Source organism: Tomitella cavernea (genome assembly GCF_016599145.1).
Lineage (GTDB): Bacteria > Actinomycetota > Actinomycetes > Mycobacteriales > Mycobacteriaceae > Tomitella > Tomitella cavernae.
In genome coordinates this window covers 1-14839 of sequence record NZ_JAENKO010000009.1, presented here as the reverse complement: position 1 = coordinate 14839, position 14839 = coordinate 1, and the positions used below count along the sequence as shown (strand labels likewise).

Annotated in this window: 13 protein-coding genes and 2 pseudogenes; 6 read left to right on the top strand and 9 right to left on the bottom strand. The window is 71.0% G+C overall.

The features are described 5' to 3' along the window. Positions 1-21: 21 nt before the first annotated feature. Positions 22-960, top strand: coding sequence for an alpha/beta hydrolase (locus tag JJ683_RS05395; RefSeq protein ID WP_307810699.1), 939 nt, complete (start codon positions 22-24; stop codon positions 958-960). Between the two features lie 15 nt (positions 961-975). On the opposite strand, the gene JJ683_RS05390 is transcribed toward JJ683_RS05395, so the two are convergent. From JJ683_RS05390 to JJ683_RS05370, 5 genes are all read right to left on the bottom strand, one after another. Next, the gene (locus JJ683_RS05390) at positions 976-1944 is read right to left on the bottom strand and encodes an ABC transporter substrate-binding protein (protein WP_200171960.1); all 969 of its coding nucleotides are present in this window, start codon (positions 1942-1944) and stop codon (positions 976-978) included. Next, entirely contained in the window at positions 1941-3197 is a 1257-nt protein-coding gene (locus JJ683_RS05385) for an NAD(P)-dependent malic enzyme (protein ID WP_307810698.1), read from the bottom strand. The genes JJ683_RS05390 and JJ683_RS05385 overlap by 4 nt, the downstream gene beginning before the upstream one ends. Before the next feature lie 89 nt (positions 3198-3286). Further along, complete coding sequence (locus JJ683_RS05380; protein WP_307810697.1) at positions 3287-3787, bottom strand: hypothetical protein; 501 nt, start codon at positions 3785-3787, stop codon at positions 3287-3289. Further along, entirely contained in the window at positions 3788-4693 is a 906-nt protein-coding gene (locus JJ683_RS05375; protein WP_200171956.1) for a PHP domain-containing protein, read from the bottom strand. 138 nt (positions 4694-4831) lie between these two features. Next, the gene (locus JJ683_RS05370) at positions 4832-5464 is read right to left on the bottom strand and encodes a suppressor of fused domain protein (protein ID WP_200171954.1); all 633 of its coding nucleotides are present in this window, start codon (positions 5462-5464) and stop codon (positions 4832-4834) included. 152 nt (positions 5465-5616) lie between these two features. Here JJ683_RS05370 and JJ683_RS05365 point away from each other — a divergent pair, with 152 nt between their 5' ends. Next, the gene (locus JJ683_RS05365; RefSeq protein WP_200171952.1) at positions 5617-6993 is read left to right on the top strand and encodes a dipeptidase; all 1377 of its coding nucleotides are present in this window, start codon (positions 5617-5619) and stop codon (positions 6991-6993) included. Positions 6994-7022: 29 nt separating this feature from the next. Here the strand turns inward: JJ683_RS05365 and JJ683_RS18930 are convergent, their stop codons facing one another. Beyond that, on the bottom strand, positions 7023-7493 hold the full coding sequence (locus JJ683_RS18930; RefSeq protein ID WP_242474429.1) for a hypothetical protein: 471 nt from the start codon (positions 7491-7493) through the stop codon (positions 7023-7025). 8 nt (positions 7494-7501) lie between these two features. Then, positions 7502-8005, bottom strand: coding sequence for a YflT domain-containing protein (locus tag JJ683_RS05355; protein WP_158726749.1), 504 nt, complete (start codon positions 8003-8005; stop codon positions 7502-7504). Positions 8006-8076: 71 nt separating this feature from the next. Here JJ683_RS05355 and JJ683_RS05350 point away from each other — a divergent pair. The 4 genes and pseudogenes from JJ683_RS05350 to JJ683_RS05335 all read left to right on the top strand — a co-directional run. Further along, positions 8077-9342 (top strand): annotated as a pseudogene (locus JJ683_RS05350) (magnesium transporter MgtE N-terminal domain-containing protein); the annotation flags it as partial. Positions 9343-9454: 112 nt separating this feature from the next. Beyond that, on the top strand, positions 9455-10054 hold the full coding sequence (locus tag JJ683_RS05345; RefSeq protein ID WP_307810695.1) for a DUF1003 domain-containing protein: 600 nt from the start codon (positions 9455-9457) through the stop codon (positions 10052-10054). 163 nt (positions 10055-10217) lie between these two features. Next, positions 10218-11462 carry a lytic transglycosylase domain-containing protein gene (locus tag JJ683_RS05340; RefSeq protein WP_307810694.1) on the top strand — a complete coding sequence of 415 codons (1245 nt, stop codon included), beginning with the start codon at positions 10218-10220 and terminating at the stop codon, positions 11460-11462. A 187-nt stretch (positions 11463-11649) separates the two neighbouring features. Continuing rightward, the gene (locus tag JJ683_RS05335) at positions 11650-12783 is read left to right on the top strand and encodes an Mrp/NBP35 family ATP-binding protein (protein ID WP_200171944.1); all 1134 of its coding nucleotides are present in this window, start codon (positions 11650-11652) and stop codon (positions 12781-12783) included. A gap of 422 nt (positions 12784-13205) precedes the next feature. On the opposite strand, the pseudogene tatB reads toward JJ683_RS05335, so the two are convergent. Continuing rightward, positions 13206-13496: pseudogene (gene tatB, locus JJ683_RS18925) on the bottom strand (Sec-independent protein translocase protein TatB); the annotation flags it as partial. A 125-nt stretch (positions 13497-13621) separates the two neighbouring features. Continuing rightward, positions 13622-14839, bottom strand: a 1218-nt coding sequence (locus tag JJ683_RS05325) for a S1C family serine protease (protein WP_200171940.1), incomplete at its 5' end; no start/stop codon positions are given.

Sequence of the window (14839 nt, the reverse complement as noted above, 5' to 3'; positions counted from 1 at the left end):
CGGTAAGGACTGCACACCACCGTGCCCGCATTCGCACTGCCGCCGCGCCTGGTCGAGACCGCGCTACGGCCCGTTTACCGGACGATCCTCAACGACCGCATGCCGGTAGCCTGGCAACGCCGCCTGCTCGACCTCGCATCCGGCGTGCAGCCGGTGGTCCGCGACGTGCACCGGGACACGGTCCGCCTGGGCGGCCGACCGGCGGAACGGTTCACCGCAACCCCGCCGGCCGGCGACGGCATCGTCGCGGCGGGCCCGGCCGCCCCGGCGGAGCCGACGGCCGCCGTGCTCTATCTGCACGGCGGCGGCTTCGTCGCCGGATCGCCGCGGACGCACCGTCCGCTGACCGCACGGCTGGCACGGGGCACCGGCGCTGTCGTCTACTCCCTCGACTACCGTTTGGCACCGGAGTACCCGTATCCGGCGGCCGTCGACGACGCCGAGGCCGCCTTCGCCGACCTGGCCCGGCAGCACGGCGGCGATTCGGCGTCCATCGCGGTGGCCGGGGACTCCGCCGGCGGCGGCATCGCCGCGGCGCTCACGCGCCGGCTGCTCGACAGTGGCCGAGGCCCCGTCGCGCTGGTCCTCATCGCGCCCGCGGTGGACCCCGGGGCCGACGCGGCGACGATGAAGGACGACGCCGTCCTGCGACGCGGATGGGTACGCTCCGCCTGCGACGCATACCGTGGCGCTGCTCCGGCGGACGACCCGGGCTTCGCTCCCCTGCATGCCGACACCCACGGATTCCCGCCCACCTACGTGCAGGTGGGGTCCAGGGAGATGCTGCACGACCACACCGTGCGGTATGTCCGGCTGCTGCGGAAGAACGGGATCGACGTCACCTTCGACGTCTCCCCCGTGCTGTGGCATGTGGCCCAGTTGCAGTCGGGCCTGGTCCGTCAGGCCGCCGAATCGGTGGACGCGATCGCCGCGTTCCTCCACGAACGGCTGACGGCCTGACGGCCTGACGGACGCTCAGACGCCGTGCTGGGCACGCCACTCGCCCACCACGTCCGCCACCGATCGGCCGTCGACCTCGACCCGGCGCACCATGCCGGCCAGGTCGTCGGTGGTCAGTTCTCCGGCGACGTTGTTGAGCGCCTCGACCTGGCGGTCGCCCAGGCTCGCCGTGCGGTACATCGGAATGATGTTCCCGGCGGGCAGCGAGTCATGGTCGTCTTCCAGGGCGGTGAAACCGTCCATCGATGCCGCCGGCGACAGCGTCGTCACGCCGCCGACCTCCGACAGTCCCTGCGTCACCGCGTCCGCCGCGTCGGCGGGAGCGCCTACGACATCCACCACGGCGAACGTGCACCCGTAGGACTCCGCCAGCGCAGCGCGCACCTGCGCATCCGAGACGAGCCCGGCCACCAGGCTCGCATTCGCATCCGCGCAGTGTGCGGCCAGGTCGGACACGCTGTGCAGATCCCATTTTCGGGCCGTGCCGTCGTCGACGATCAACGTCTGACCGCGTTCGGCCAGGGCCGCGTCGGATACCCGGAGGTATTGCGGCAACGCGCGGCTCAGCGCCTCCTCGACCGCGCTCACCGCACCCGGCTCGTCCGACGTGGCCGCGGTCTCGCCGCCGGCCTTCTGCGCGTCGGGCGCCGAATCCGGGGTGTTCTGCGCGTTCGAGCGCTGGAAGAACGCGAGCAGTGACGCGGTGTCGTCCGGGACGACGCTGATCCGCCCGGATTCGAGAGCCCGCACGTAATCGAACCTGTCGCCCACACCGAGATCGGTCGACACCCCGATACCCGTGCCGCGCAGGGCTTCCGCATAGATGGTGGCGACGATCCGGCTCTCCGCCGAGGCACCCGAGCCCACCACGACCTGGGTGGACGAGTACTCCTGTTCCAGCGCCGTGGTGGACTTGCACCCCGTCAACGCCACTGCCGCCGTCACCACCGCCGCGGCGGCTGCCGCAGACCTGCGATACCTCACCCCGCAGTGCCGCCCTTCCGCACGGCGGCGACCACCGGATCCCGCAGCGGCCGGGTGGCCACGCCGTCGGCCTCCGCCGCCGTAGCCACTGCGCGCGCGACCGCCGGTGCCACCCGGGGGTCCAGCGCCGAAGGGACGATGTGCTCCGGTGCCAGATCGTCCCCGACGAGGTCCACCAGCGCGTGTGCCGCGGCGACCTTCATGTTCTCAGTGATCTCGGTGGCACCGACGTCCAGCGCGCCGCGGAACACGCCCGGGAACGCCAGTACGTTGTTGATCTGGTTGGGGAAATCGCTGCGACCGGTGGCGACGACCGCCGCATACTTGTGGGCGACGTCGGGATGCACCTCCGGATCGGGATTGGACAACGCGAAGATGATCGCCTCCGGCGCCATCGTGGCCACCAGCTCCTCGGGAACGGTGCCGGTGGACACCCCCAGGTAGACGTCGGCACCGTCGAGCGCCTCGGCGATGCCGCCGGTGCGCCCCACGGCATTGGTGCGGGCCGCGAGATCCGCCTTGCTCTCGGACAGATCGGCGCGGTCCGCGGAGACGATGCCGCGCGAATCGAGCACCGTGAGATCCCGCACCCCGACGGCGAGCAGGATGTTGACGCAGGCGACCCCGGCCGCGCCGGCGCCGGACACGACCACGCGCAGCCCTGCGAGATCGCGGTGCACGGCCCTGGACGCCGCCGTGAGCGCCGCGAGCACCACGATGGCGGTGCCGTGCTGGTCGTCGTGCATCACGGGGCAATCAAGCGCTTCGATGACGCGCCGCTCGATCTCGAAGCAGCGCGGCGCCGAGATGTCCTCCAGGTTGACGGCGCCGAAGCTCATGCGCATCCGCACCAGGGTCTCGACGATCTCGTCGGGGTCGTGCGTGTCGAGCACGATCGGGATCGCGTCGAGCCCCGCGAACGACTTGAACAGCGCGGCCTTGCCCTCCATGACCGGCAGCGACGCGCGCGGGCCGATGTCCCCCAGCCCCAGCACTGCGGTGCCGTCCGAGACGACCGCCACCAGGCGTTCGGTCCAGGTGAACCGCCGTGCCAGCGCGTCGTCCTCGGCGATGGCCCGGCTCACCTGGGCCACTCCTGGTGTGTAGGCGATCGACAGCGCCCGCTGGTTGTCGAGTGCCGTGGTGGTCTCCACCGACAGCTTGCCGCCGACATGTCCGTCGAAGATCTCCTCCGCGGTCAACGAAGAGAGCGTCTGCTGGTGAGCGTGGACGGCATCGAATTCAGTGGACACGTACTCTCCTGCGTGTTCGCAGCAGGCCGGGTCACCCGGCCCACCCGGGCCTGTTACCCGCACAACACTACAGCCGCCGTTTTCGCGGATTACCCCCACCATTGAGTCCACAGGACGGCACCCGCCACGCAGAACACCACCAGCAAACTCGCCGCCGCCGCGAGACCGCGGCGGCGGTCCGCGTACCGCTGGGCCAGCAGGGCGACGGCGCTCGCCACAAGATGCACGATCAGCGATTCGTCGCCGGGCCCCGGAATGCCGCGCCTGCCGCCCAGGATGGATACGACGATGATCCCGATTGTGAGCAGCACCAGCCCGGCGACGACCGAGCCGCTGAGCGCACGCAGCACCCGCACCGCCCGGCCGGGCCCCTCCGGGGCCGCCATCACCGCGCCCGACCCACGATAGGGGGCCGCAGCGCCATCATTGCCGGACACGGCCCCTTCGTCGTTGGCGCACTCGTGATCCTGAGCCCCGAAGTTGTGCGTCCCGTAACCCTGGAACCCGTGGTCCCGGTCGTCGTCGCCGGAGCGTTCCATCGCGCCGCCGGCACGCCCGCCGGTGCCCCAGTCCGCCCGCCCCCGCGCCACTCAGGCCCCCTCGTCCGCCGACGCACGCAAGGTGCCCACCACGTCGATTCCGTTCGCCCGCTGCACCAGCGCAGCATACTGATCGGGTGCGGTGAGCTCCGCGCCCAGCCGTACCGTCTTGTTCCCGCCGTGGAAGTCCGACGAGCCCGTCACCACCAGGCCCGCGCGAGAGGCGAGGTCCCGCAGGCACGCACGGTCGTCCGCGTCATGATCGAGATGATCGGCCTCCACGCCTGCCAGGCCGGACTCCGCCAGTTCCACGATCTGGGCCATGTCCATGAGCGGTCCGCGGCTGCGCGCACGCGGGTGGGCGATGACGGTGACTCCGCCGGCGGCCGTCACCGCGCGCACCGCGTCCTCGACCGGGGTATCGCGCTTGCGCTCGTAGTACGGCGAATCCGTGCTCAGCGGACCGGCGAACGCGGCCTGCATGGACTCGACGACCCCGCGATCGACCAGAAACCGCGCCAGGTGCGGGCGCCCCGGCACTCGCCCCGGGTCGGCGAACAGCGCGTCCGCGTCCACGGGGAGGCCGTCCGCTGCCATACGCTCCGCCATCACGCGCAGGCGGCGCGCACGCTCGCCCCGTAGTCGCTCGGTTTCCGCGACTATGGCCGGATCATCGGGATCGAACAGATAGCACAGCAGATGCACCGAGACCCGCCTGTTCTGCTCAGTCCGGTCCGGCTCCGCCCGCGCCTCGCACGACCATTCCATCCCCCGCACCAGCGACAGCGGGCGCGGTGCGGACAGCGCAGCCTCCGTCGCCTCCGACCACCCGGCCGTGGTGTCGTGGTCGGTGATCGCGACCACGTCCAGCCCGGCGGTCACGGCCTCGGCGACGAGGGCGCGCGGCGCGGTGGTGCCGTCGGACGCGGTGGTGTGGGCATGCAGGTCGATTCGCACGGGATCCAGTCTGTCAGCGCCGGCGTGATCGCGCCGCGCGCATGCGGTGACCGCACCCTGTCGCCGGCGCCCTGCCCCCGTGCGCCGCCCGGTGCGTGCGCCGCCCGCACCGGGCGGCGCACGGGGGCAGCGGTCCGGTCAGAGTGCCACGGCGCGGCGCCCCGGATCACGCGGATCGACCTGCGCCTCGACCCACGCCGCACGCAGCTCATCGGCACCGCGGACACGGACCCAGGCCGCTTCGGTGGCGGTGATGGGTACCGCCTCGAGGAACCGCACCGGGTCGCGCGGCTGACCCAGGGTGAGATCCGGCACAGCCGACTCGCCGAGCAGCACCGCGGTGAAGGCGCACCCCTGCCACATCGGCTCGGCCAGGTCGACGATCCCGTCGGGCGCCAACACGACACCTTCCACCGCGGGTGCCGCCGCCAGGACCGCGACCGAGCGGTGCAGCCCGGCAGGAACGCCGCCGCCCGTGGGGCGCAGTACGACGACGATCTCGGCGCGCGGGCCGCGCTGCGGATCAGCGACCATCTCCGTCGGATCGGCCATCGGCGCGCGCGAGCACCCGACGGAGACCAGGTGCAGCAGCGTGTCAGCGTCCCCCGCGGCAGACCTGTTCGGCCTCGGGGCAGCCGCCACGAATGCCTGCACGACGATCGGCTCGAGCCCCAGGAAGGTCACCGACGCGGCGCCTGCGGACGCCCCGCCGAACTGCTCTACAAGATGCGCCTCGACTTGCCCTATCACGTTGTCCACCACGCCTGCCATCTAACCGGACGGACCGCCGACGGTCGTGGCACAGTGGTCGTCGTCGGCGGCGACCGTATGCGGACCGCGCCCCTGCGCACGTCGTCGGCATACGACGACGATGCGGCCCGCCGGCTCCGAAGCCCGGCCCGATCAGCGAAGGGATGCGCCCGATGGAAGATGCGGAAACGGAGTCCAGGGGTGCCGAGGCGTTGCGCGCGCAGGTGCGCGGGCTCATGCCGCAGGCCCGCGCGGACCTGGCGGAGCTGGTCGCGATTCCCACCCTGGCCGACGCCCGCCAGGTCGATCCGCAGGAGTGCCTGCGCGGGGCGCGGTGGGCAAGAGACGCGTTCACCGCGGCGGGCATCCCCCAGGTGGAACTCGTCGAGACCGCCGACGGCTCCGTCGCCGTCGTGGGCCACCGTCCGCCGGCGCAGGGCATGCCGACGGTGCTTCTCTACAGCCATTACGACATACAGCCGACCGGCGATCATGCCGCGTGGGGCTCGGACCCGTTCACACTGACCGAGCGTGAAGGCCGTTGGTACGGGCGCGGCGCCGCCGACTGCAAGGGGAACCTCGTCATGCATCTCACGGCACTGCGGGCGCTCGGCGACGGCGGCCTCGGGGGCGTCGGCGTGCGGGTGGTCGCCGAGGGCTCCGAGGAGATGGGGACCGGCGGCCTGGAGCAGTTGGTGGTCGAGCATCCCGAGCTGTTCGCGGCCGACCTGATCATCATCGCCGATTCCGGCAACGCGGCTGCGGGACGGCCCACGCTGACGACCAGCCTGCGCGGCAACGCCAACGTGGACGTGCACGTGGAGACGCTCGCCGGTGAGGTGCACTCGGGCATGTTCGGCGGGCCTGCGCCCGACGCGCTGGCCGCACTCATCACGATGCTCGCAAGCCTCCGCGACGCGAACGGAGACACGACCGTCAACGGTCTCGATGCCTGCGGCGTCTGGCGGGGCGCCGCATACCCGGAGGACCGGTTCCGCGCCGATGCCGGCGTCCTCGACGGCGTCGACGTCATCGGCAGCGGCGCCATCGCCGATTCCGTGTGGGCGCGCCCCACTGCGACCGTCCTCGGGATCGACTGTCCCCCCGTCGTCGGTTCCGCCGCCGCGGTGCAGCCGCACGCGGCGGCCCGCATCAACCTGCGGGTGCCGCCCGGAACGGACGCGATCGCGGCCCAGGACGCACTGGTGGCGCACCTGCATGCGCACGCGCCGTGGGGTGTGCGGGTGCGCGTCGAACGCGAGGTCGTGGGGCGCCCGTTTCTCGCGCGCACCGACGGCCCCGGCTATGCGGCGCTGGCAGACGCGCTGCGCAAGGCCTTCGGCGCAGAGGTCGAGTACAGCGGACAGGGCGGAGCGATCCCGCTGTGCACCGCCCTGGCCGAGCAGCACCCGGAGGCGGAGATCGCACTGATCGGCGTGGAGGAGCCGCTGTGCAACATCCACGCGCCGGACGAGAGCGTGGACCCTGGGGAGATCGAAAGGTGCGCGCTGGCGGAGGCCCTGCTGATCGCAGGCCTGGGGGGACGCTGACGAGCGTCTCCGGGTTCCGCGACCTCGCGTCAGCGGTATAGATTCTGCGCAACGAAGTCACGGACGCCGATGTACCCGCTCCTGACTTCCCCGGGCATGCTGATCGGTAAGCGGCCGACGTTCTCCCTCATCTCATTCACGGAGAACACGTAATTTCCGAACTGCCCCAGCACCTGCACGTCGGGAAAGCGCGCACGAAGCTCCGCAACGATTCGGCGCCCTTCGTCATACCAATCGAAAGCGCTGATGCCCGGGGCCCAGCGTGGCCTCCTATCGAAGTCCTCGTACTCCTCGGCCAGGCACTCCTGAAAGCAGTCCGTCCACGCGACGATCTCGTCGCCGAGTGCATCGTCGATCCCGATGTCACCAGGGAGGACATACGGCCGGTCCGATTGCCGGAGCACAAGCTCCTTCGAGGGCCACAGCGAACTGGGATGTCCGTACTCAGGGAAAACCCGGATCACGCGTCCCGGAGTCGGATCGCCGCTCGCTGAGTCCATATCCGCACTCACAGCCCCAGACGAGCGAGGATGTCGCGACCCTCCTCCGCGCGGCTGGGGTCGCACAGCACGTCATACCGTCCGGCGACGAGCTGCATCGTGGAGGCGAAATCCCGCTGGCCGCGCGAGGCCGCGTAGGGCACCGACGTCGAGATCAGCCCGAAGATGACGCCGCCGACGAGCCCGAGCAGCAGCGGGCCCAGGAAACCGCCGGTGACGATCCCGAGCAGCAACCCGAAGAACACGCCCAGCCATGCCCCGGAGACCAGACCGCCGGCGAGCACTTTCGCCCAGGTCAACCTGCCTAGAACGCGCTCGACCTGCATGAGGTCGACGCCGACGATCGTCACCTTCTCCACCGGGAACTGACTGTCGGCAAGATGGTCGACGGCGCGTTGCGCGTCGGCATACGTGGTGTAGGAGGCGATCGGCCACCCGGTCGGCGGGGTCGGCAGCCCGCGGCCGCGCTGCGGTCCTCCCGGCACGGACCCGCCCGGCATTGAATTGGTCATACTCCAAGCCTTACAGCCCCGGCCGGTGTGGGCAAGCGGCGAATCCGGCACCCACGCTTTAGCCTTGCCTCATGGCTCCGGTGAACAAGATGTATGCGGCTCGGCTCGCGAGCCTACTGGTCCTGGGCCCGGACGGCGAGTCCATCGGCAGGGTGCGCGACCTTGTCATCGCCCTGCGGCTCGGGCGCCAACCCCCGCGTGTGCTCGGGCTCGTTGTGGAGCTCGCCACCCGCCGCCGCATCTTCGTGCCGATGCTTCGCGTCACCTCCGTCGAACCCACATCGATCACCTTGACCACCGGCACGGTCTCGCTGCGCAGGTTCACCCGACGCCCCACCGAGACGCTCGTTTTCGGCGAGGTCCTCGACTCGCGCGTGCGCGTGACCGATCCCGAGCTCGACGACCTCGCCGATGGCGACTCGGTGGTCGTGGACCTGGGGCTGGAGCGCACCCGCTCGCGCGACTGGGTGGTGGGCCGCGTCGCGGTGCGCAAGCGGCGCACCCGGCTCGGCCGCCGCTCCGCGATCCGGGTGACCGATTGGAAGTATGTCAACGGGCTCGACCAGTACGCGCTGACGCTGCCCGGGCAAGGAGCCACCGAGCTGCTCACCCAGTTCGAGGGCATGCGGCCCGCGGATCTGGCCATCGCGATGCGCGAGCTGCCGGACAAACGGCGCCACGAGCTGGCCGCCGCCCTGGACGACGAGCGCCTGGCGGACGTCGTCCAGGAACTGCCCACCGACGACCAGACCGACCTGCTCACGCACTTGGGCAAGAGCCGCGCGGTGGACGTCCTCGAGGCGATGGACCCCGACGATGCGGCGGACCTGTTGGGAGTGCTGGCCGAGCCGGAGGCCGAGTCGTTCCTGCAGCTGATGGACCCGGAGGACTCCGCCCCCGTGCGCCGCCTGCTGGAGCATTCGCCGGACACCGCGGGCGGACTGATGACTCCGAAGCCGGTGGTGCTGACGCCGGACACCACGGTCGCCGAGGCTCTGGCACGCCTGCGCCACCCGGACCTGACCCCCGCCCTGTCCAGCATGGTGCTGGTCACACGGCCGCCCACGGTGACGCCGACGGGGAGGTACATGGGCTGTGTGCACATGCAGGTGCTACTGCGCGAACCGCCGGCCGCGATGGTGGGCGGCGTGGTCGACAACGACCTGCCGCGGCTGGACCCCGCCGACAGCCTGGCCCGCGTGACCCGCTATTTCGCCACCTACAATCTCGTCTGCGGGCCGGTCGTGGACGACGAAGGCCACCTGCTGGGGGCGGTCAGCGTCGACGACCTCCTCGACCACCTGCTGCCCGACGACTGGCGTGAACGCGACGATGACCTGGTCGATGCCGAGATCGTGGTCGACGACGCCGCGCCGGAACGTACACGGCTCCGGCGTCGTGCCGTCGGCACGACGCCGGGCGGCCGTTTACCGGAGGGAGGGGCCGACAGTGTCTGATGCCCGTACGCGCCGCGCCACCGGGTCGCAGCGCCTCGACACACCGCGCGACCGGCGCCGGCTCCACCTGCACGTCGATCCGGAGGCCGCGGGAAGGGTCAGCGAGCAGATCGCGCGGTTCTTCGGGACTGTGCGCTATCTGGCCATTCAAACGATCGTGGTCTTCGTGTGGATCGTCCTCAACGTCGCCGCCGTCAAGTTGCGCTGGGACCCGTACCCGTTCATCCTGCTCAATCTGGCGTTCTCCACCCAGGCCGCCTACGCTGCACCGCTGATCCTGCTGGCGCAGAACAGGCAGGAGAACCGCGACCGCGTCTCCATGGAGGAGGACAGGGCCCGCGCGACGCAGACGAAGGCGGACACCGAGTTCCTGGCGCGCGAGCTCGCCGCACTGCGGATCGCGGTCGGCGAGGTCGCCACCCGCGACTATCTGCGACGCGAGCTCGACGACATCCGTGAGCTGCTCGAGCAGACCGCCGTCGCCCGGCACGCGATCGACGAGTCCGATGCCGCCCGCCGGCCGCGTGACCCCGGCGCGGACAGCGGAGTGCAATTGCAGCGCGCACCCCTGGACCGACCACAAGACGGGTAACGCTTGACCGCGCACAGGGCGATGGCACCAGTGTGATCATCGGCACGTCCGCTCATCCCGTACTCGTCCGCAACGCGGCGTCACGCGTTTGCGATTCGCACTGCGGGCGTCTCACGCGTTCTGTAGCCTTGGTCACATTCGGGTCTCGGTCTGGATGGGGGTCGTGCAGTTGAGCGGTTCGTGGAGGGCGGCGCTGGAACGCCGTCGGCGTACATCATCGTCACCGTCGGCATCGCCGCATCGCTGGCAGACACGAGCCGCGCTGATCGCCCTTCTCCCCCTGGGCCTCGCCGCGCTGGCCGCCGCCGGGCCCGGCACCGGCCTGCCCGGGTCACATGCCTCTCCCGCCGAGCGCGCGGTACAGGTCCGCATCACCGCACAGGAAGCTGCCCAGCCCACTCCCGCGGGCGTCGTCGCGTCCGCACTTCGGCCTATTCCGCGCTACCGCACCGCCCCCGAGCCGGCCGCGTCCGCGCCCACGGCGGGCGGCGACGCGCCCGTGAACCCCGCGGCGCTCGTCGGCGACGTGGTGCAATTCGCCCCCGGGCCATTGGGCATCCCCGGCATCATGCTCAACGCCTACAAGCACGCCGCAGATCTCATGGCGCAGATCCAGCCCTCCTGCGGGTTGCCGTGGTACCTGCTGGCGGGTATCGGCAAGATCGAGTCCGGCCATGCTTCCGGGGGCGCGGCGGACTCCCGAGGCAATACCACGACCACGATCCTCGGGCCGGTGCTCGACGGGCACCTCGCCGGGAACGCCGTCATCACGGACACCGACGGCGGGGCACTCGACGGCCACGCCTCTTACGACCGCGCAGTGGGGCCGATGCAGTTCATGCCCGGCACCTGGAGCCACTACGGCGCGGACGGGAACAACGACGGGGCCGCGGACCCCAACAACGTCTACGACGCCACCTTCGCCGCCGGCCGTCTGCTCTGTGCGGCCGGGTCGAACCTCTCCGATCCCGCAGCGACGACAGGCGCCATCCTCACCTACAACCATTCGATGGCCTATGTGAAAAACGTCCAGGCCTGGGCGCATGCCTACGCCACGGGCGCCTACCCCACCCCCAGCGAGCTGCCGCCGATCTCGCCGGAGGACAAGGCCATCGACGCGCCGGACGGCGCGGAGCCGGCGCCGACCCCCGAGGATCTCCCGGACCCGCCCACGCCCGCCGAGGCACCGGAGCCGGAGACCCTCCCCGGCACCGACATCCCCGCCACCACGGTCGAGGTACCAGGGTTGCCTCCGGTGCAGCTGCCCAAGATCGAACTGCCCAAGATCGAGCTGCCGTGCTTGTTCAACTGCCCGCCGCCTCCGCCCCCGGCTCCGGAGCCTGCACCGTCCACGCCGAAGGAGGGGACACCTGGCGCGGCGCCCGCGCCGGGCCAGCCGACCCCCTGAACCCGGCTGGTGGCGGACTCGGCGCCCGGGCCAGCCACAGCCTTTTCACGGTGTATGTTCTTGTAAAAGGAACATTCGTTCAAATGACGGCCCACGGCCCTCCCGCCACGTCCCGACAGGTGACCTGGATTGCAACCGGGCGGCGGGATTGCCCGTCGCGCCGTCATGCGTCCTATGATCGGAAGCGATGACCGAGCTCACCGAACCCGCAGTCCGTGCGGCGCTGGCCCGCGTCGACGACCCGGAGATCCGCAAACCCATCACCGAACTGGGGATGGTCCGCAACATCGACATCGCCGACGACGGGACCGTCGACATCGGCATCTACCTGACAGTTGCCGGATGCCCCATGCGCAGCGAGATCAGCGACCGCGTCACTCGCGCCGCAGCCGACGTCCCGGGGGTCGCGGCGGTGCGCGTGGAACTCGACGTGATGAGCGACGAGCAGCGCACCGAGCTCCGCCGAAGCCTGCGCGGCGACTCCGCCGACCCGGTGATCCCGTTCGCCCAACCGGGGTCGATGACGCGCGTGTACGCCGTCGCCTCGGGCAAGGGCGGCGTCGGCAAGTCCAGCGTCACTGTCAACCTCGCCGCGTCGATGGCCGCGCGCGGGCTGTCCGTCGGTGTGCTCGACGCGGACATCTACGGCCATTCTGTGCCGCGCATGATGGGCACGGACGCCCGCCCCACCCAGGTGGAGAAGATGATCATGCCGCCCATCTCCCACGATGTGCGGCTGATCTCGATCGCGATGTTCACCAACAACAATGCGCCGGTCGTCTGGCGCGGCCCCATGCTGCACCGCGCGTTGCAGCAGTTCCTCGCCGACGTCTTCTGGGGCGACCTCGACGTGCTGCTGCTGGACCTGCCCCCTGGCACCGGCGACATCGCGATCTCGGTGGCGCAGCTGATCCCCGGTGCGGAGATCCTCGTGGTGACCACGCCGCAGCAAGCGGCGGCCGAGGTGGCCGAGCGCGCGGGGGCGATCGCCCTGCAGACGCGTCAACGCATCACCGGCGTCATCGAGAACATGTCGTGGCTCGAGTTGCCGGACGGTACCCGGATGGAGATCTTCGGCGCCGGGGGCGGCGAGGCCGTCGCCGCCAACCTGACGCGCGCCATGGGCGCCGACGTGCCGCTGCTGGGCCAGGTGCCGCTGGACACCGCGGTGCGCGAGGCAGGCGACGAAGGCACCCCCATCGTGCTGTCCGGGCCGGACACGCCGGCCGGGGCGGCCATGAACGCCATCGCGGAGAAGCTGAGCGTGCGCAAGCGCGGGCTCGCGGGAATGTCGCTGAGCATCGACCCCGCCGGACGCTGACCCGGCGCACCCGGCAGGGTGTTCGGCGCGAGGGCCCCCGCGCCCTCGCGTGGGGGTCTCGTCGACAATTCAGCGGCCGTGGCCGGTTCGGGTGCGGCCGATCGGCAGTCTTGGCGCGGGTTCAGGTCCCGATGCGGTCAGGTGGCGTCGACATCGTAGGCGGCAGGCCCGCCCGGCGCCGCCGGCGGCGTTTCGCCCCGAGTGTCCGATCGTGGTGCGGATCGTCCGGCCCCGTCGACTTCGGCGGCCCCGCTCGCACCGTTGGTTCCGCCGCCGTTCACAGCACCGCCGTTCACAGCACCGCCGTTCACAGCACCGCCGTTCACTCCGTGCGACGGAGGCGCCCCGTCGCCGGCCCCCGCACCGGCACCGGCCGCCGCCGCACCATTGCGCGTCGTCCCCGCACCGCCGTCGTCGGCGTTGAACTCGCCGGTGAACAACGAATCATCGCCGTCGAGCAAATGCTTGGTGATGGCTGCGCGCGGGGTCATGCCACGCAGCTGCTGCAGCTCCGAAAGCGGCTTGCGCAGGTCCTCGAACTCCGGTCCCAGCTCGTCACGAAGCTGCGTCTGCGCTCCGGTGGCGTACGAGCGGACCTGCTTGACCGTGCGCGCCAGCCAGGACATGGCGCCGGGCAGCCGCTCGGGGCCCAGGATGACGAGACCGGCGATCACGATGATCACCATCTCAGCCCAACCGATATTGCCGAACACACGCTCAGAGTACGTGGTCCCACGCGGACGCGCCGCGCCGACACCGGATCTGCCCGCGGCGGCACGCCCCGTGCCGCCGCGGTGTCTGGTGTCCCGCGAGCCCGGCCGAACGGCCCCTCGTCCGGTCAGTCGCTTTGCGGGGTGACGTCGACGGTGACGGAGTGGCCGTCGCGCACCAGAGTGACCGTGGCCGGCTTGCCGATCGTCAACTCGTGCACGGCCACGGTCAGCTCGTCGGAGCCGGCGATCGTCCGGTCCCCCACCTTGACGATCACATCGCCTTCGAGGATCCCTGCCTTCTGCGCCGGGCTGTCGGCCTGCACGTTGGCCACTTCGGCGCCGGTCACCCGGTCGTTGGACACCGTGCGGGCATTGACACCGATCTCCGGATGATGCATGACGCCGTTCCGGATCAATTCCTGCGCCACGGACGCCACAGTGTTCACCGGGATCGCGAATCCGAGCCCGATCGACCCGCTGCTGTCCGCGCCAAGCGTGCGGATGGCGGTATTGATCCCGATGACCTTCCCCTCGACGTCCACCAGGGGCCCGCCGGAGTTGCCTGGATTGATCGCCGCATCCGTCTGGATGGCGTCGATGACCGCGTCGGTGTCGGTGCCGTCACCGGACAGCGGCACGGGGCGGTCCAGCGCGCTCACGATGCCTTCCGTGACGGTCCTGTTGAGCCCCAACGGCGATCCGACCGCGACCACATCGGCACCCACCTGGAGCATGTCCGAATCGCCCAGCCGGGCGACGGTCAGGTCGTCGACGTCATCGACCTTGACGACGGCCAGGTCGGTCTTCGTGTCGCGGCCGACGATGCGGGCCGGAACGGACTGCCCGTCGGAGAAGACCACTTGCAGTTCGGTGTTGTCCGGTTCGGTGGCGGCCTTCGAGATCACGTGGTTGTTGGTCACGATGTAGCCGCCGCCGTCGATAACCACGCCCGAGCCCGAACCGACCGACTGGGGCGAGGTCACTTGGATCGACACGACGGACGGGACGACCGCCGAAGCGATGGCCACAGTCCTGTTCGCCGGCGGATCCGCGCTCTCGCCTTCGGGCTGCACCAGCTGCACCGACGAACTGGTGAGCGAGCTCGACACTTCGGCCGTGTAGCGGCCGATGAGTCCCCCGAGCACCCCGATGGTGAGTGCGATGACCCCGACGACGGCCAGTGCGCGCGGCGCCACCCGCCCGCCGAAGAGCACGTCCCGCACGCCCAGTCGGCCCGCGGGGGCCTTCGGCGTGCCGCCGTCACCGGGGCTCGGTGTCTCCGCGTGCGCCGCGGACGCCGGGTCGCGCCACGGGTCGGCCCGCCGCCGGGGGGTGCGCGGTGT

Excerpts from the sequence above, each read along its gene's own strand:
- JJ683_RS05370 (WP_200171954.1), bottom strand. The coding sequence starts at position 5,464 with ATGGCAGGCGTGGTGGACAACGTGATAGGGCAAGTCGAGGCGCATCTT.
- JJ683_RS05365 (WP_200171952.1), top strand. The coding sequence starts at position 5,617 with ATGGAAGATGCGGAAACGGAGTCCAGGGGTGCCGAGGCGTTGCGCGCG.
- JJ683_RS18930 (WP_242474429.1), bottom strand. The coding sequence starts at position 7,493 with ATGGACTCAGCGAGCGGCGATCCGACTCCGGGACGCGTGATCCGGGTT.
- JJ683_RS05355 (WP_158726749.1), bottom strand. The coding sequence starts at position 8,005 with ATGACCAATTCAATGCCGGGCGGGTCCGTGCCGGGAGGACCGCAGCGC.
- JJ683_RS05335 (WP_200171944.1), top strand. The coding sequence starts at position 11,650 with ATGACCGAGCTCACCGAACCCGCAGTCCGTGCGGCGCTGGCCCGCGTC.